16 protein-coding genes are annotated in these 15947 nt (G+C 60.2%); 8 read left to right on the top strand and 8 right to left on the bottom strand.

Annotated elements, in window-relative coordinates:
- Positions 1-49 precede the first annotated feature (49 nt).
- The gene (locus ACXADQ_RS13785) at positions 50-1147 is read right to left on the bottom strand and encodes an anhydro-N-acetylmuramic acid kinase (protein WP_475321585.1); all 1098 of its coding nucleotides are present in this window, start codon (positions 1145-1147) and stop codon (positions 50-52) included.
- A gap of 84 nt (positions 1148-1231) precedes the next feature.
- On the opposite strand from ACXADQ_RS13785, the gene tyrS reads away from it, so the two are divergent.
- A complete protein-coding gene (gene tyrS, locus ACXADQ_RS13780) occupies positions 1232-2485 on the top strand; it encodes a tyrosine--tRNA ligase (protein ID WP_475321581.1) in 1254 nt (417 codons plus the stop codon).
- Positions 2486-2564: 79 nt separating this feature from the next.
- Here tyrS and ACXADQ_RS13775 read toward each other — a convergent pair whose 3' ends face one another.
- Positions 2565-3026: an Lrp/AsnC family transcriptional regulator gene (locus ACXADQ_RS13775; protein WP_475321579.1), complete on the bottom strand. Its 462-nt coding sequence runs from the start codon at positions 3024-3026 to the stop codon at positions 2565-2567.
- Between the two features lie 167 nt (positions 3027-3193).
- Here ACXADQ_RS13775 and ACXADQ_RS13770 point away from each other — a divergent pair, with 167 nt between their 5' ends.
- From ACXADQ_RS13770 to ACXADQ_RS13750, 5 genes are all read left to right on the top strand, one after another.
- Complete coding sequence (locus ACXADQ_RS13770; protein ID WP_475321576.1) at positions 3194-3496, top strand: DUF2849 domain-containing protein; 303 nt, start codon at positions 3194-3196, stop codon at positions 3494-3496.
- Entirely contained in the window at positions 3496-5163 is a 1668-nt protein-coding gene (locus ACXADQ_RS13765; protein ID WP_475321573.1) for a nitrite/sulfite reductase, read from the top strand. The genes ACXADQ_RS13770 and ACXADQ_RS13765 overlap by 1 nt, the downstream gene beginning before the upstream one ends.
- Positions 5153-5896, top strand: a complete 744-nt coding sequence (locus ACXADQ_RS13760) for a phosphoadenylyl-sulfate reductase (RefSeq protein WP_475321571.1) — start codon at positions 5153-5155, stop codon at positions 5894-5896. Before ACXADQ_RS13765 ends, ACXADQ_RS13760 begins: the two co-directional genes overlap by 11 nt.
- Positions 5893-6303, top strand: a complete 411-nt coding sequence (locus ACXADQ_RS13755; protein WP_475321569.1) for a DUF934 domain-containing protein — start codon at positions 5893-5895, stop codon at positions 6301-6303. Before ACXADQ_RS13760 ends, ACXADQ_RS13755 begins: the two co-directional genes overlap by 4 nt.
- 92 nt (positions 6304-6395) lie before the next feature.
- Positions 6396-7244 (top strand): ferredoxin--NADP reductase, encoded by an 849-nt coding sequence (locus tag ACXADQ_RS13750; RefSeq protein WP_475321566.1) that lies wholly within the window; start codon positions 6396-6398, stop codon positions 7242-7244.
- Positions 7245-7316: 72 nt separating this feature from the next.
- On the opposite strand, the gene ACXADQ_RS13745 is transcribed toward ACXADQ_RS13750, so the two are convergent.
- The gene (locus ACXADQ_RS13745) at positions 7317-7808 is read right to left on the bottom strand and encodes a hypothetical protein (protein WP_475321562.1); all 492 of its coding nucleotides are present in this window, start codon (positions 7806-7808) and stop codon (positions 7317-7319) included.
- 150 nt (positions 7809-7958) lie between these two features.
- Here ACXADQ_RS13745 and infC point away from each other — a divergent pair, with 150 nt between their 5' ends.
- A complete protein-coding gene (gene infC, locus ACXADQ_RS13740; protein WP_475326083.1) occupies positions 7959-8555 on the top strand; it encodes a translation initiation factor IF-3 in 597 nt (198 codons plus the stop codon).
- A gap of 77 nt (positions 8556-8632) precedes the next feature.
- Entirely contained in the window at positions 8633-9226 is a 594-nt protein-coding gene (locus ACXADQ_RS13735; RefSeq protein WP_475321558.1) for an SAM-dependent methyltransferase, read from the top strand.
- A 38-nt stretch (positions 9227-9264) separates the two neighbouring features.
- On the opposite strand, the gene ACXADQ_RS13730 is transcribed toward ACXADQ_RS13735, so the two are convergent.
- From ACXADQ_RS13730 to ACXADQ_RS13710, 5 genes are all read right to left on the bottom strand, one after another.
- Positions 9265-10170 (bottom strand): hypothetical protein, encoded by a 906-nt coding sequence (locus ACXADQ_RS13730; RefSeq protein ID WP_475321556.1) that lies wholly within the window; start codon positions 10168-10170, stop codon positions 9265-9267.
- A 125-nt stretch (positions 10171-10295) separates the two neighbouring features.
- Positions 10296-11213, bottom strand: a complete 918-nt coding sequence (locus tag ACXADQ_RS13725; protein ID WP_475321554.1) for a hypothetical protein — start codon at positions 11211-11213, stop codon at positions 10296-10298.
- A 242-nt stretch (positions 11214-11455) separates the two neighbouring features.
- A complete protein-coding gene (gene makB / locus ACXADQ_RS13720; protein WP_475321551.1) occupies positions 11456-12364 on the bottom strand; it encodes an alpha-pore-forming cytotoxin subunit MakB in 909 nt (302 codons plus the stop codon).
- A 313-nt stretch (positions 12365-12677) separates the two neighbouring features.
- Entirely contained in the window at positions 12678-13460 is a 783-nt protein-coding gene (locus ACXADQ_RS13715; protein ID WP_475321547.1) for an FAD binding domain-containing protein, read from the bottom strand.
- A gap of 110 nt (positions 13461-13570) precedes the next feature.
- Positions 13571-15940 (bottom strand): xanthine dehydrogenase family protein molybdopterin-binding subunit, encoded by a 2370-nt coding sequence (locus ACXADQ_RS13710; RefSeq protein WP_475321543.1) that lies wholly within the window; start codon positions 15938-15940, stop codon positions 13571-13573.
- Positions 15941-15947 lie beyond the last annotated feature (7 nt).

Genomic DNA, 15947 nt, shown 5'->3' with positions numbered 1-15947 from the left:
ACGGCTGGGGCTCTGCCCCAGACCCCGGGGTATTTGGACCAAGAAAAAGCTAAAGCGGGTGGGAGATTTCTCCGCCTCCGACCAGAGCCGTGACGCCAGTTGTGCCGGGGGCTGAGGTGGACAGGCCACGAGCAACCCGCGCGGCCAGAAAGGCGAAGGCCTGGGCCTCGAGCATGTCGCCATCCAGGCCCGCGTCTTCGACCGGGCGTACGGGGCAATCCAGACCGGCCTGAAGCATTTGCATCATCACCGGATTGTGCCGCCCGCCCCCGGTGACAAGGATCTGATCGGGGGGCGTTGGGCAATGCTCGGTCCCTTGCATCACGGCGGCGGCGGCCATGCCGGTCATGGTGGCGGCGGCGTCCTGATCGTTCAGCTCGCGGACCAAATCCAGCAGGTCCGCAAAGGAATCGCGATCCAGAGACTTGGGCGGCATTTTGCGAAAATAGACGTCCTCGAGGAACAGTTCGAGCGCGCCGGCCACCACCTGTCCCTGAGCAGCCACAAGGCCATCCCGATCGAAGGGCTCGCCGCGGCGTTGCATCATCAGATCGTTCAAAGGCGCATTGGCCGGACCGGTGTCAAAGGCCAGCAGGGCCCCGGGGGTTTCCGGGCTGGGCTTGGTTGGGTCAATCCAGGTGAGGTTTCCGACCCCGCCCAGATTCAGGAAACACAGAGGTTTGCGCGCGCCGATCCATTGCGCGCAGGCGAAATGGTAGAACGGGGCCAGTGGCGCGCCCTGCCCGCCCAACCGCACATCCGCCGAACGGAAATCCCAAACAACAGGGATCCGCAATTCCTCGGCCAGGCGCGCGCCATTGCCTGCCTGATGGGTGCCGCGCCCCTCGGGATCATGCGCCAGAGTTTGGCCGTGAAACCCGATCAACGCCGCCCCGCCAAGGCTGCGCAGCAGCTCTAGATGGGCGTTCTCGACCAGCTCGGCCGCCAGGGCTGTGCCCTCGTCCATCGGCCATTTGCCCAAGGCCGCGCGCAATACCGCCTGTTCTTCGGGGCTATAGGCGCGATAGCCGCTTTCGCCAAAGTCCAGAATGCGTTCGCCATCGGTCAGGACCATGGCCGCATCTACCCCGTCCAGCGATGTTCCTGACATGGTGCCCAGCACCCATTGTTCTTTTGCCTCGTTCATACCCCAACCCTGCCGAAAACCGGTTTCGCTTGCCCCTAATGCACACTATACAAAGCCGCGCAACGCTCAATAGGAACAGACACGATGACCTACCATCCCAAATCGGACTTCATGAACGTCATGATGCAACGCGGATTTATCGCGGATTGCACCGATTATCAGGGCCTCGACGAGGCGCTGAGCAAGGGTGTGGTCCCCGCCTATATCGGCTTTGATGCGACGGCAAAGTCGCTGCATGTGGGCAGCCTGATCCAGATTATGATGCTGCGCTGGCTGCAAAAGACCGGCCACCAGCCGATTACCCTGATGGGCGGCGGCACCACCAAGGTCGGGGATCCGTCCTTTCGCGCGGATGAACGCCCCCTGCTGACCCCCGATCAGATCGACGACAATATCGCGGGCATCAAGAAGGTCTTTGCCAAGTACCTGGACTATGACCGCGCCGACACGCCTGCGCTGATGCTGAATAATGCCGAATGGCTGGACGGGCTGAACTACCTGGATTTTCTGCGCGATATCGGGCGGCATTTCAGCGTCAACCGGATGCTCAGCTTTAAATCGGTGAAGTCGCGCCTGGATCGCGAACAATCGCTGTCCTTCCTGGAATTCAACTACATGATCCTCCAGGCCTATGATTTCCTGGAACTGAACCGCCGCTATGGCTGCCTGCTGCAAATGGGCGGCTCGGATCAATGGGGCAATATCGTCAACGGGATCGACCTGACCCGCCGCGTGCTGGAAAATGAAATCTACGGGCTGACCTCGCCTCTGCTGACCACCTCGGATGGCAAGAAAATGGGTAAATCGGCCGATGGCGCCGTCTGGCTCAATGCCGACATGCGCAGCCCCTACGAGTTCTGGCAGTTCTGGCGCAACACCACCGACGCCGATGTGGGCCGCTTCCTGAAACTCTACACCGAGATGGACGTGGACGAATGCGACCGCCTGGGTGCCCTGCAAGGGTCCGAGATCAACGAGGCCAAGGCGATCCTGGCCAACGCCGTCACCACCCTGTGCCACGGGGCCGAGGCTGCCGCCGCCGCCGAACAAACCGCCCGAGAAGTGTTTGAAAAAGGTGGCGTGGGCGACGACCTGCCAACCGTGGAAATCAGCCGCGCTGATCTGGGCGACGGTCTTTCCATCGTTCAGGCGATCGTGCGCTCGGGTCTGACCAAATCCGGCAAAGAGGCCAAGCGCCTGATCGCCGACGGAGGCGCCAAGATCGACGACCAGCCCCTATCCAACGCCGGCCTCATGCTCGACGCCGACGCGCTGGCCTCTCCGGTCAAACTCTCGGCTGGCAAAAAACGCCACGCCCTGATCAAACTGATCGACTAACAGCAAGGCCAGCCACCAACCGGCTGGCTTTTTCTTGGCTCAAATACCCCGGGGTCTGGGGCAGCGCCCCAGCCTGCCCTTACAACGGCAGGGCCGTGGTCGATTTGATCTCTTCCATCGACAGCAGCGCCGTCACGTTGTGCACCTTCACCTCGGAAATCAGAGACTGGTAAAACACGTCATACGCACGCGCGTTCTTGACCCGGACTTTCAGGATATAGTCAATGTCCCCTGCCAGCCTGTGCGCCTCTTGCACCTCGGGGCGATCCCGCAATGCTTTCAGGAACTTGGCCTGCCAATCGGCCTCGTGTTCCGAGGTGCGGATCAGCACAAAGAAACAGGCGTCAAACCCCAGCTTTTCCGCATCCAGAACCACGGTTTGCGGCCCCATGATGCCACCTTCGCGCATCTTGCGAATGCAATTCCACACCGGGGTCTTCGACGACCCCACTTTGCGCGCGATTTCATCCAGGGATTGCCCCGCATCGCGCTGAAGCTCCATAAGGATTTTTCTATCCGTATCGTCTATTCGAACCGACATTTCCCTCTCTCCGTCAAATACAGAACAAATCGCCCATGTTGCAGCGCAGCGCGCGACGTTATTCTTATTTCTTCCCGCATATAGCGCATATAGGGGAATATTTTCTATATTAAGCCCCAAGTCAATCAAACAAACGAAACAACTTCCCAAGCTGAAGGATAATCCCGATGCCGCGTCCCTTTACTCCCAAGGTGGTCACCGCCAACGCCCTGCTCGAGGGTGATGTTGTGTACTTTACCCAGGCCGACAGCTGGACCCGGTGTCTGTCCGAGGCTGAACTGATCGATGATGAGGCCCACGCCCAGCTGCGCCTGCTCGAGGCCGAGCGCCAGCAAGATCAGATCGTTGGCGCCTATCTGGCCGACGTCAAAGCGGGTGACAATGGCCCCGAGCCCACCCATTTCCGCGAGGATTTCCGCCGCACCGGTCCCTCGAACTATTTCCACGGCAAACAGGCGGAGGCCAACTGATGTACAGCTACTCCGATTTTGATCACGCCTTTCTGGCGTCGCGCAACGCGCAATTCCGCAAACAGGTCGAGCGCCGCATCGCGGGCCACCTGACCGAGGAAGAGTTCCGCCCCCTGCGCCTGATGAACGGCCTGTATCTGCAGCTGCACGCCTACATGCTGCGCGTGGCCATCCCCTATGGCACGCTGAACGGTGCGCAGATGCGCCAACTGGCGCTTATCGCGGACAAGTTCGACAAGGGCTATGGCCACTTCACCACCCGTCAGAACATCCAGTACAACTGGCCGAAACTGCCCGAAGTTCCGGATATTCTGGACGCGCTGGCCGAGGTCAACATGCACGCGCTGCAAACCTCGGGGAACACGATCCGCAACGTGACCTCGGACCATTTCGCGGGCGCCGCTGCGGACGAGGTCGCCGATCCGCGCCCCGTGGCCGAGCTGATCCGCCAGTGGTCCACCGACCACCCGGAATTCCAGTTCCTTCCGCGCAAATTCAAAATCGCCGTCATCGGCTCTGAAAATGACCGCGCGGTGCTGCGCTCGCATGATATCGGCGTGCAGATCGTCGAGCAAAATGGCGAGATCGGCTATCGCATCTTCGTCGGTGGCGGCCTGGGCCGGACCCCGGTGATTGGCAAGGTTATCAATGACTTCCTGCCCAAAGCTGACCTGCTGCCTTACCTGGAATCCATCGTCCAGGTCTACAACCTGCTGGGTCGCCGCGATAACAAGTACAAGGCGCGGATCAAGATCACCGTCAACGAAAATGGTCTGGACGAATACCGCGCCTTGGTGGACGAGCGTTTCGCACTGATCCGTCCGCAATTCAGCGGTATTGATCAGGACCAGCTGGCGCAGATCGAAACGCATTTCACCCCGCCTGCCTTCCGCAACGCGCCGGTGGATGCCTATCAGGCTGCCTATGACGCCGACCCGGTGTTCCGCGCCTGGGCGGACACCAACCTGACCGCGCACAAGGCTGAAAACTATGCCATCGTCACCGTCTCGATCAAGAAACACGGCGACACGCCGGGCGATGCCACCAGCGACCAGATGCGCGTTCTGGCCGAGCTGGCCGAGACATACGGCCATGACGAACTGCGCATCAGCCACGAGCAAAACGTGATCCTGCCGCATGTCCACAAATCGGACTTGCCCGCGATCCATGCCGCACTGAAAGAGGCCGCGCTGGCCACCGCCAATGTGGGCCTGATCAGCGACATCATCGCCTGCCCCGGCATGGACTATTGCGCGCTGGCGACGGCACGCTCGATCCCCGTGGCGCAAAAGATCGCGACCCGTTTCGAAGAGCTGAATCTGGAGCACGAGATCGGACCGCTGAAGATCAAGATCTCGGGCTGCATCAACGCTTGTGGTCACCACCATGTGGGCCATATCGGCATTCTGGGTCTGGACCGCGCGGGCGTGGAAAACTACCAGATCACCCTGGGTGGTGACGGGTCCCAAGACGCCGAGATCGGCAAACGTGCGGGCCCCGGTTTTGCCTATGACGAGATCGTAGACGCGATCGAACGGATCATCCGCACCTATCTGGACGTGCGTGAAGGGGTCGAGGAAACCTTCCTTGAAACCTATCGCCGTGTGGGTGCGGATCCGTTCAAGGCCGCGCTCTATCCGGAGGCAGCGAAGAAAAATGCCGCTTGAACAACCTCTTACCTCGATCCCCGAGCGGGTCGAGCACCTGAACAGGCGCTATCAGCACCACGCCGCAAGCGATGTGCTGAAACGCGCCATGTCTGACCCGCAAGTGGGTCGGATTGCGATGGTGTCCTCGTTTGGTGCGGAATCTGTGGTGTTGCTGCACATGGTGGCCGTGGTGGATCGCACCACGCCTGTGCTGTTCATCGACACGCAGATGCTGTTCCCCGAAACCCTGGAGTATCAGCAAGAGGTCGCCGAGAAACTGGGCCTGACGGATGTGCGGGTGATCCACGCCGATGCCACCGAGGTCGAGGCCGAGGACCCGTATGGCGCGCTGAACCTGCGCGACACCGATGCCTGCTGTGATCTGCGCAAAACCCGCCCGCTGGAAAAGGCCCTGTCCGGGTTTGATGCCTGGATCACCGGGCGCAAGCGGTTCCAGGGGTCCAGCCGGGCCGCGCTGGAGTTTTTCGAAAGCGAAGAGGATCGCCGGATCAAGGTCAACCCGCTGGCCCATTGGGACAAGCAGGACGTTCAGGACTATCTGATCAACAACCGCCTGCCCCGGCATCCGCTGGTGGCCAAGGGCTACCCCTCGATCGGCTGCCGTCCCTGCACCTCGCCGGTGAAACCGGGCGAAGACGAACGGGCCGGCCGCTGGCGCGGCAGTGAAAAAGTAGAATGCGGCATCCATATCGTGGATGGCAAAATGGTAAGAACAGGAGCACCGCAATGAGCGTGATCGTGACTGACAAGGGCTTTGGCCCCGATGACTGGACCGGCGGGTTCACCGCCCTGGGCGAGGCCGCGAATGACGTGCTGTCGGTGGATCTGGCCTCGGATGCTGACCCGGCTGATCTGACTGACCGCCTGGAGACGCTGGAAATGATCCGTGTGGATTTCCCAAGCTTTGCCGATGGGCGTGGCTTTACCATCGCGCGGCGTCTGCGTCTGATGGGCTATACCGGACGTCTGCGGGCCAAAGGCCACGTGATTTCCGACCAATACGCGATGGCGCGGCGCTCGGGCTTTGACGAGGTCGAAATCAGCGATGATCTGGCCGCGCGCCAACCCGCCGAGGAATGGCTGTTCCGCGCAGATTGGACCGAAAACGACTATCAGAAACGCGTGCGCACGGGCTGAGACCTTTGGCCACCTTCCTGTGACACCCCTGATCTGACATGGATCAAAGATAACTAAGGGATGCTGGTTTAGACCACCAGCCAACGAGACCTATGACCGAGATTAAACCAGTGACCGAAGCGAAAGCTGTCAAAGTTCCCACCCTGCCCGACGCCCAAACCGTGACCCAGGTCAAACACTGGACGGACCGGCTGTTTTCTTTCCGTTGTACCCGCCCCGCATCGCTGCGATTCCGCTCGGGCGAGTTCGTGATGATCGGCCTGATGGGTGATCCTGACCCCAAAACCGGCAAGCAAAAACCGCTGCTGCGCGCCTATTCCATCGCCTCGCCCAGCTGGGACGAAGAGCTGGAGTTCTACTCGATCAAGGTGCAGGACGGCCCGCTGACCTCCAAGCTGCAACACATTCAGGAAGGCGACGAGATCATCCTGCGCCCCAAACCCGTCGGCACGCTGGTGCATGACGCGTTGCTGCCCGGGAAACGCATCTGGTTCTTTGCCACCGGCACCGGCTTTGCACCCTTCGCGTCCCTGCTGCGCGAACCGCAGACCTATGAGGACTATGACGAAATCGTCATCACCCACACCTGCCGCGAGGCCGGAGAGCTGACCTATGGTGCCGAACTGATCGAATCCCTGAAACATGACGAGCTGCTGAACGAAGTGATCGGCGAAGGGTTCTGGAAAAAGATCAAATACTACCCGACCACCACCCGCGAACAGAGCCCCAAGATGGGCCGCATCACCGATCTGATGAAGTCGGGCGAGGCGTTTGCCGATCTGGGCGTGGAGCCGCTGAACCCCGAGCATGACCGCGCGATGATCTGCGGAAACCTGGCCTTTAACCTGGAACTCAAAGAGATGTTCGAGGATTACGGGCTGGAAGAAGGCGCGAACTCGAAACCCGCACATTACGTGGTCGAGAAAGCCTTTTTGGACTGACCCGTCCGACACCGGAAAACAAAAACGCCGCGCTGGAATGCGCGGCGTTTTCTTTTGTCTGGCTTTGGCAGCTTAGTTAGCGGCGTCTTTCAGCGCGTCGGTCACAGCATCAGCCGCGGCGTCCTTGGCAGCATCAACCGCGCTTTCTGCGGCTTGCTCGGCGGCTTCTTCTGCGACCTCTTGCGCGGCATCCGTGGCCGCATCGGTCACAGCGTCGGTCACTTTGTCGGTCACCGATTGCACCGCGTCTTCGACTTCGGACTTCACAGCGTCAACGGCCTCGTCAGCGGCGTCCTGCGCCGCCTCTTTGGCTTGCTCCATGGCCTCTTCTGCCGCGTCCTTGGCCGCATCAACGGCGTCTTCGGCGGCGTCGGTCATCTCTTCGACAACATCCTCGACGGCCTCTTCGACCTCAGCGACCGCCTCTTCAGCGGGGGTTTCTTCGGCTGGGGCTTCGGCCACTGGCGCGGGGGCTGCGGGCTCTTCCATGCCGGGCTGGATCAGGAAGACATAGCCGGCAAGTGCGACGGCCGCGATGATGATAATCCCGATAATGCTTTTCATAGTTGGTTTTCCTCTGTTGTCGGACGTCCCCATTGCGTGCGTCCGATATGGTTTAGGAATTGCTGCTGCAGCTGCAAAGTTACAAGGGGAAAACCCCGACAAATGCGTCACAAGCAAGGATTTGCCGCTTGAAGAAACCCAGGCGGACAGATAGGTTACGACCTCGAAAATCGACATTATCGAAGGAACAAAACCATAGCCCGCAGACCTCATAACGCGCCGCCCACCCGTGATACTGGCCCCCGGACGAATGATCAAATCCGCGCGCCTGAAATCCGCCTGATCGGCGCAGAAGGCGAAAATGTCGGCGTAGTCTCGCCGCAGCGAGCCCTGGCCATGGCCGAAGAGGCTGGCCTAGACCTGGTCGAAATCTCTCCGAACGCGACGCCGCCCGTGTGTAAGATCATGGACTATGGCAAGTACAAGTACGAGCAGCAGAAACGCGAATCCGAAGCGCGCAAAAAGCAAAAGATCATCGAAGTCAAAGAGGTCAAGTTCCGCCCGAACACGGACACCCATGACTATGATGTGAAGATGCGCAACGTGATCAAGTTCCTGGAAAAAGGCGACAAGGTCAAAATTACCCTGCGCTTCCGCGGCCGTGAAATGGCGCACCAGAACCTGGGCCGCGAGCTGCTGGAGCGTGTGGCCGCCGACGTCAAGGAAATGAACCTGGGCAAAGTGGAAAACATGCCCAAGATGGAAGGCCGCCAGATGATCATGATGATCGGACCGCTGCCCAAGTGATCCATTCACATCTTTGAATTGCATCGCCCCTGCGTTTCCGGCAAACGTGGGGGCGATTTCTTTTGCAGGGGTGTCTCATGTGGGAAAAACGCTACGCGACGGACGAGTATATCTATGGCAAGGCGCCGGCTCAGTTTCTGGTGGATCACACTGCACTGCTGACACCCGGCCAAACCGCCCTGGCTGTCGCTGACGGAGAGGGCCGCAACTCCGTCTACATGGCCGCGCAGGGCCTGGAGGTGACGGCGCTGGAATTCTCGCCCTCGGCCATTGCCAAGGCGAAAACGCTGGCCGCAGACACCGGCGTCACCGTGGATTTCCGCCAAGTAGACGTTCTGGCCCATGACTGGCCCGATCAATATGACATGGTGGTCGGTATCTTTATCCAGTTCGTCGGCCCAGAAGACCGCGCCCGGATGTTTGAGGGCATGAAACGCTCGGTCCGCCCCGGAGGCCTGATGGTGCTGCACGGCTATACGCCCAAACAGGTCGAACTGGGCACCGGAGGCCCGGGCCGGGCCGCCAACATGTACACCGCCGACCAACTGGCCGCAGATTTCGATGGCTGGGAGATCCTGGAAAACCGCGCCTATGAACGCGAAATCCAAGAGGGCCCGGGCCATTCAGGCCTGTCAGCCCTGATCGATTTCGTTGCGCGCAAACCGGCCTAATATCCGCGCGTTTGCGCTGGCCCCCTGGGGGCGCCTGATCAGAGTCCTGTGCCTGCCCCCTTGGTAAAACTCGCGGGCAGATCTTTGACCACTATCTTCAGCTCTTTTCCGGCGGCTCGAAAAAACACCAACGCAAGCTCAGCCGAGTTGCGGGACGTCGCGGCTTGCAACTCGTTTCGAACGGTCTGAATTTCCTTGGTAAAGGCCTCCCAGTCGCTCTGCTGATCCTCCAGCGCATTTTCCAACCCGTCGATGGAGGTTTCCAGCATGGCCACATGATCGCTGAGGACGGTCATCTGATTTTGGTTCCGAGTGTCGCCAGCGATTTCGGCCTGAGCCGTTACAATATCTTTTCTGCGGTTGGCGATATCTTCATTCATATCCCGAACATCCGCAGCAGCAGACATTGCATCGCCCCAGGACTCGGCTAAATCCGCGCTGAAGCTGCTTCCACCAAAAACAGAGGCCAGGCTCTCGGCCTCGCCGCGCGCCGCACTTGCGAACGAGCGCAGCATTCCAGGGCCCGTTCCGGCTGCATCCATTTTTATCTGGGCCTGATCCTTTGCAATCCGGGTCTGGGCATCCACGACAGCAGCATTGTCTGAGGTGATTTTTGCCTGAATCTGTCCTGAAATGTTGGTCATCGCAGTCCGGGCCGAGGTCGCCTGTTTGCTCAATTCCGTCAGTCCAGAACCATAGCCTGAAGTCTGCGCGCCAAAGGCCTCGAGTGCTGATTGCAACGCCGCCAGCCCCGGCAGAACCGTTTGCGGTGTTGGTTGTGCGCTCTGGGTGGGCTTTATCTGTGCATCCGCAGCATCAAATGCGGCGCAAGCATTCTGGACGGCGGCCTGAAAAACCGACCTGTAATCCGCATTGGTGCTGGCTAGGAAACCCTGGCAGGCTTGTGCGAACAGGTCCCTTGCATCGCGAGTTTGGTTGGCCAATCCATCCCCACCGGGCACTGGCGTGGCCAGAAACGACTGGCAGGCGGACAAAAGCGCATCATGCGAGGTTGCGCAGGCCCCTGCCTGTTTCGCAGCCGACGCCCCCGAAAACGACAACGCCTCCATCACGCGGCCTTCTTGGTGATCGTAATGGGGATCTGGGTGATCTGGACCTCCATGGTCTGCAGCTTCTCGGCGAACGCCTTGGCGCCGTCCCAATCTGCTGCCGACCCACCAAGTTCCAACTTGTCCAGGAAGGCCGAAGGCTTGTCGTTCTCTTTGATTTTGTCGAGATCTTTCAATGCGTTGGTAAGTTCTTTGTCGAGGCTGGCCCAAGACGTTCTCAAATCCGACAGGCTGGATGTTGCGTCTTCTAAGCCTCTGATCGCCTGATCCGCGGCCGTGCCCAGCCCTTGTAGGGCGACAAGCTGCGTTTGATCGGCTGTGATCCCTTTCTGATCGGTTGAAATCTGATCGAAACAACCGGAAATCTTGGTGTCGAAGTAAATGTCGATCCCGACGCCGCCCGCGAATAACGCACCGGCTGTCAGCATGGCCGGGACACTCACCGCGGCGGCCTCGGGGGCGATCGAAATCGCCACGACGCCAATAATGATCCCGGCGGTCGCAAGCCCCAGCCCCGCATCAAATGCCTTGTTGTAGCTGGCGATCTCGGCTTGCATATGCGTGATATTGTTCTGAAAATTCTCAATCGCGACGCTTAGATCGGTCTCGGCAGCCTGAATGCTGGCCGTCCCTTGCTTCAGGTCGGTAGGGACCGTCTGAAGCGCATTTCCCCAGTTAAGCAATTTGGTTTGCATGGATTCGACAGCGGCTACTGGGCTCAAATCTGGCTGAGAGATCGCATTCTGAAAGTCACTAATCATATTCCGCAGGTCGAGCACCCGGGGATCATCTGGCCCCGAAAACGGCTTGTCAGCGGCCGAATTCAACAGCTCATCTGCTTGCGATCGCATCACGGAAAACAGCCCATAGGCCTGGAGGATTTGGGCTGGGATATTGCCTGTCAGGTCAGGTTCCATGTCGATCCACTGACCACAAAGGTTTTGCGCTTCCTTCAAATGGCCTGCCAGCGTGTCAAACCATTCGGGCTTTGGCTTGGGGGCCTCAAAGACCACGTTCTGAACCGCATGGCAGGCGGCTGTGATCTGTTTCAGAACAGCAAAAGAGTTCGAAGAAGATTTGGCGATGGCTGCGGCACCTGTTGGTGCAGGTTCTGTGGTCAGCATTTCTTGGGGGTCCATAATTCAATTGGTTTCAAATTCTAGGCAGGAGTTGGGATTACGATGCTTGGCCCCTTGCTAACGGTCATGGGCGTGTCGATGGTCCACTGAGCCGTTGATTTGAGCGTATTCCAGGTCTCGGCGGCCCCTTTCAAATCTAGCGCTTGGGCAAAGGAGCCGGGATCTGCGCCGCTTTGGATGGCGGCAAGCGCAATTTCCAGTTTTTCAATTTCGCCCTGCCACATCCGGCAAATCTGAGGGGCAAGGTTTGTCAACGCGCCCATCCTTTGAAGCAACCGGTACAAAAGGCGCAACACCGCTTTGGTGCCCGCTGCGGCCTGGGCCTCTTCCGAGGCCCGCGTCTGCAGTTGAGCCAGCTTTTCCGACATCTCGGCAACCTCGTTCGAGGTAGCGACCAGGTCGTAAATCGTGTCACCGATGGAATAGAAGAAACCAGCTAAGCTCAGGTAGGTAAAACTGGTTTTTCCATCTTTCAGAATGGAATAGATCTCGTTGACCTCGGTTTTTACAAGTTTCTTGCCGCCGTCCACCGAGCTTTCGTCCAGATCAGCTTGCAGCCCCCCGATAGCATCTTCCAGCTTGCCCATCTGCTCGGCAATCTGCGTCATTGCAGCCTCTTCCTGATCCAGCACGTCCCATCCTTTTTGAATGCTCTGGGTAAGTGGGGCCTGAAGACCGGCAAGGTCTTTGAGATAAGACTCCAGCTTCCCCGCTGCCTGCTGTGTTCGCACCAACGAGGCCCTGGCGTTCTCCAGCGCCGCCGCGAGCGCCTCTTTCCAATCCGTTTGCGTGTTTGGCGCCAGGTCAGACATCGCCGAAAAATTGTTGGCGTATTCAACAATGGCCATGGCAATTTCAGACCAGATATCTGGCTTGTCCTCAAACCAGTGGCCACCGGTATCGCACAATTCCGCAAGCTCTTTGCGCACAGGCGGCAGCTAGGCGGGATCGTACGGAAGCCGCCCAAGCTCGATGCTCTCCCCTGTCAGGCTAAAATTGTCGAGTTTCAGTATTTACTGATAGCTGTCAAAAACCAGCGCGCGCGCAGAATGAATGTCGGGTGAAAGCCCCATAAAGAAATTCCCAATATACCATCAGATGAAATGCCCCGTCGCACCAGGGCCGCTCGTGATTTGCAGTTTCTCTCTTAAATGGTGCCACCTGTCTGCAATCCAGACAATAGCGCACCTAAAAAAGGCCCCCTGATATTGGGGGCCTTTTGTTTGTTTTGTTTTGGGTGTGTCAGCAGGCGTTGACGGCGCGTTTGGTGAGGACTTTGGCCAGGTGGGCGCGGTAGGCGCCGGTGCCGTGCATGTCGGTGATCATGTCGTCGCCCGACAGCGACAGCCCTTCGAGGGCCTCGGCCGAGAAGCTGGCCGAGAGCGCCGCTTCGGCCTCGGACCAGCGGAACACCCCGTCATTGCCCGCGCCGGTCACCGCCACGCGCACGCCATCGCCAAAACGCGCCACGAACACCCCGCACAGCGCAAAACGCGAGGCGGGTTGCTCGAACTTCTGATAGCTCGCCGCCTCAGGGATCGGGAAGCGCACGGCGGTGATGATCTCGCCCTCCTCCAGTGCCGTGCCAAACATGCCGTCAAAAAAATCATCGGCCGCAATCTCGCGCGCGGATGTCACCACCGTTGCGCCCGAGGCCAGAACCGCCGACGGATAACAGGCCGCCGGATCGTTATTGGCCACCGAGCCCCCGATCGTGCCGCGATTGCGCACCGCCGGATCGCCGATCCCGCCCGCAAGCGCCGCCAGCGCGGGATACGCCCCGGCACCTGCGGCCACGGCGGCATGGGTGGTCGCGCCCCCCACGGTCAGGGCGCCGCCAGCCGCGCTCACCCCCTGCATCTCGGCAATGCCCGACAGGCTCACCAAGGCCGACGGCATCGCCAGGCGCTGCTTCATCGTCGGCAACAAGGTCTGCCCGCCGCCCAGGGGCTGGGCATCCTCGGATTTCAGGGCCTCCACGGCCTCGGCCACCGAACCAGGCGCCACATAGTCAAAATTATACATCTCGTTTCTCCTCCCAAAGCGTCCGGGGCACCGCCCCATTCCGCTTCTTTGTTCCATAAATACTCATGTCCCGGCCGCGCGGCCCGCGCCACGCCGCCAGGGAAGGAGCCTCAGCCCTGCATCGCCTCCCAGACCCGCGCGGGGCTGACCGGCATATCGATGTGATCCACGTTATACCCGCCGCGCTGCAGCGCATCGATCACCGCGTTCACCACCGCTGGCGGGCTGCCAATCGCCCCGGCCTCGCCGCAGCCTTTCACCCCCAGCGGGTTGTGCGTGCAGGGCGTCTGACAGGAATGATCCACGTCATAGAACGGCACATCCGAGGCCCGCGGCATGGCGTAATCCATGAAGGAGCCGGTCAGCAGCTGGCCGTTTTCATCATAAACGGTGTTTTCCAGCATGGCCTGGCCGATGCCTTGTGCGACACCGCCATGCACTTGCCCCGCCACGATCATCGGGTTGATCACATTGCCAAAGTCATCCGCCGCGGTGAAGCCCAGGATGTCCACCTTGCCGGTGTCGGGGTCCACCTCGACCTCGCAGACATAGGCGCCCGAGGGATAGGTGAAGTTGGCCGGATCATAAAACGCGGTCTCCTCCAGCCCCGGTTCCAGGTTCTCCAGCGGGTAGTTATGCGGCACGTAAGCCGCCAGGGTCACATCGCCCCAGGCCACGGATTTATCCGTGCCCGCCACGCTGAACTGGCCGTCCTTCAGCTCGATATCGGCCTCGGATGCCTCCAGCAGATGCGCCGCGATGGTCTTGGCCTTGTTGATGATCTTCTCGGTCGCGCGCACCATGGCAGACCCGCCCACCGCGATGGAACGGGACCCATAAGTCCCCATACCCATCGGCGTTTTCGAGGTATCGCCATGCACGATGTCGATCTGGCTGACATCGATGCCGATCATTTCCGACACGACCTGCGCAAAGGTGGTCTCGTGCCCCTGGCCGTGGCTGTGGGACCCGGTAAAGACGCTGATCGAGCCGGTCGCATTCACCCGCACGGTGGCGGATTCATACAGGCCCGCCCGCGCGCCCAGCTGACCGACCAAGTTCGACGGCGCGATGCCGCAGGCCTCGATGAAGTGCGCCAGGCCGTACCCGCGCAGCTTGCCGCGCGCCTTGCTTTCGGCCGCCCGCGCCTCAAAATTCGCGTAGTCGGTCATCTCCAGCGCCTTATCCAGCGTCGCGTGGTAATTGCCGGTGTCATAGGTCACCGCCACGGGCGTGTCATAGGGGAACTGGTCAGGCTTGATAAAGTTCAGACGCCGCAGCTCGGCCGGGTCCATCCCGATCTCGCGCGCGGCCTTGTCGATCACCCGTTCCAGCTGGAAGGTCGCCTCGGGGCGCCCGGCCCCGCGATAGGCATCCACCGGCACCGTGTTGGTAAACACCGCCTTCACATTCACATAGATCAGCGGCGTGGTGTAATTGCCCGCCATCAGCGTGCCATGCAGCCAGGTGGGAATGGACGGCGCAAAGGTGCTCAGATAGGCGCCCATATTGGCGTAAGTATCCGTGCGCACGGCGGTGAACTTGTGGTTCTCGTCCATCGCCAGTTCGATCTTGGTCACGTGGTCACGCCCATGTGCGTCCGAGATGAACGCCTCGGACCGGCTACAGGTCCATTTCACCGGCCGGTTCACCACTTTGGACGCATAGGTCACGAAGGCCTCTTCGGCATAGTGATAGATCTTCGAGCCAAATCCGCCGCCCACATCGGGGGCCACGACGCGCAGCTTATGTTCCGGAATGGCCAGCACAAACGCGCCCATCAGCAGCCGGATCACATGCGGGTTCTGGCTGGTGGTATAGAGCGTGTATTCGTCATTGGCGCGGGAATAATCGCCCACGGCCACGCGCGGCTCCATCGGGTTGGGCACCAGGCGGTTGTTGACCAGCTCCAGCGTGGTGACATGGGCGGCGGTCTTGATCGCCTCGTCCACAGCCTCGCGGTTTTCTTCGACAAAACCCCAGTCATAACAGAGGTTTGACGTCAGATCGTCATGCACCTTTGTGGCGCCATCGGCCAGCGCGGCCTTCATGTCCAGCACCGGCTCCAGCTCTTCGATGTCCAGCTCGATCGCCTCGGCCGCATCGCGCGCCTGCTCGGCGGTTTCGGCCACCACCACGGCAATCGGATCGCCCACATGGCGCACCTTGCCCTCGGCCAGGATCGGGTGCTTGGGCTCTTGCATGGGCTCGCCAAACCGGTCCGTCACCTGCCAGCCGCAGGGAATGCCCCCCGCCGCCTCAAAGTCAGCCGCGGTAAAGATCTTGACCACGCCCTCCATGCCGGCAGCGGCGCTGGTGTCCAGCTGCGTGATCTTGCCATGGGCCACTTCGGAACGCAGGAAATACGCGTGCGTCTGGCCGTTGATGTTGATGTCGTCGGTGTAGTTTCCGGCTCCGGTCAGAAACCGGATATCCTCGCGGCGCTTCGTGCTGTCGCCGATGCCTCCATCTTTGGGCATGTCAATT

This window comes from Thalassovita sp. ABM4_323 (genome assembly GCF_056158665.1).
This window is presented reverse-complemented; position numbering and strand designations above follow the sequence as displayed.

Excerpts from the sequence above, each read along its gene's own strand:
- ACXADQ_RS13710 (WP_475321543.1), bottom strand. The coding sequence starts at position 15,940 with ATGCCCAAAGATGGAGGCATCGGCGACAGCACGAAGCGCCGCGAGGAT.
- ACXADQ_RS13755 (WP_475321569.1), top strand. The coding sequence starts at position 5,893 with ATGAGCGTGATCGTGACTGACAAGGGCTTTGGCCCCGATGACTGGACC.
- ACXADQ_RS13725 (WP_475321554.1), bottom strand. The coding sequence starts at position 11,213 with ATGGAACCTGACCTGACAGGCAATATCCCAGCCCAAATCCTCCAGGCC.
- ACXADQ_RS13775 (WP_475321579.1), bottom strand. The coding sequence starts at position 3,026 with ATGTCGGTTCGAATAGACGATACGGATAGAAAAATCCTTATGGAGCTT.
- tyrS (WP_475321581.1), top strand. The coding sequence starts at position 1,232 with ATGACCTACCATCCCAAATCGGACTTCATGAACGTCATGATGCAACGC.
- ACXADQ_RS13745 (WP_475321562.1), bottom strand. The coding sequence starts at position 7,808 with ATGAAAAGCATTATCGGGATTATCATCATCGCGGCCGTCGCACTTGCC.
- ACXADQ_RS13785 (WP_475321585.1), bottom strand. The coding sequence starts at position 1,147 with ATGAACGAGGCAAAAGAACAATGGGTGCTGGGCACCATGTCAGGAACA.
- ACXADQ_RS13735 (WP_475321558.1), top strand. The coding sequence starts at position 8,633 with ATGTGGGAAAAACGCTACGCGACGGACGAGTATATCTATGGCAAGGCG.
- ACXADQ_RS13760 (WP_475321571.1), top strand. The coding sequence starts at position 5,153 with ATGCCGCTTGAACAACCTCTTACCTCGATCCCCGAGCGGGTCGAGCAC.
- ACXADQ_RS13750 (WP_475321566.1), top strand. The coding sequence starts at position 6,396 with ATGACCGAGATTAAACCAGTGACCGAAGCGAAAGCTGTCAAAGTTCCC.
- ACXADQ_RS13770 (WP_475321576.1), top strand. The coding sequence starts at position 3,194 with ATGCCGCGTCCCTTTACTCCCAAGGTGGTCACCGCCAACGCCCTGCTC.
- ACXADQ_RS13715 (WP_475321547.1), bottom strand. The coding sequence starts at position 13,460 with ATGTATAATTTTGACTATGTGGCGCCTGGTTCGGTGGCCGAGGCCGTG.
- ACXADQ_RS13765 (WP_475321573.1), top strand. The coding sequence starts at position 3,496 with ATGTACAGCTACTCCGATTTTGATCACGCCTTTCTGGCGTCGCGCAAC.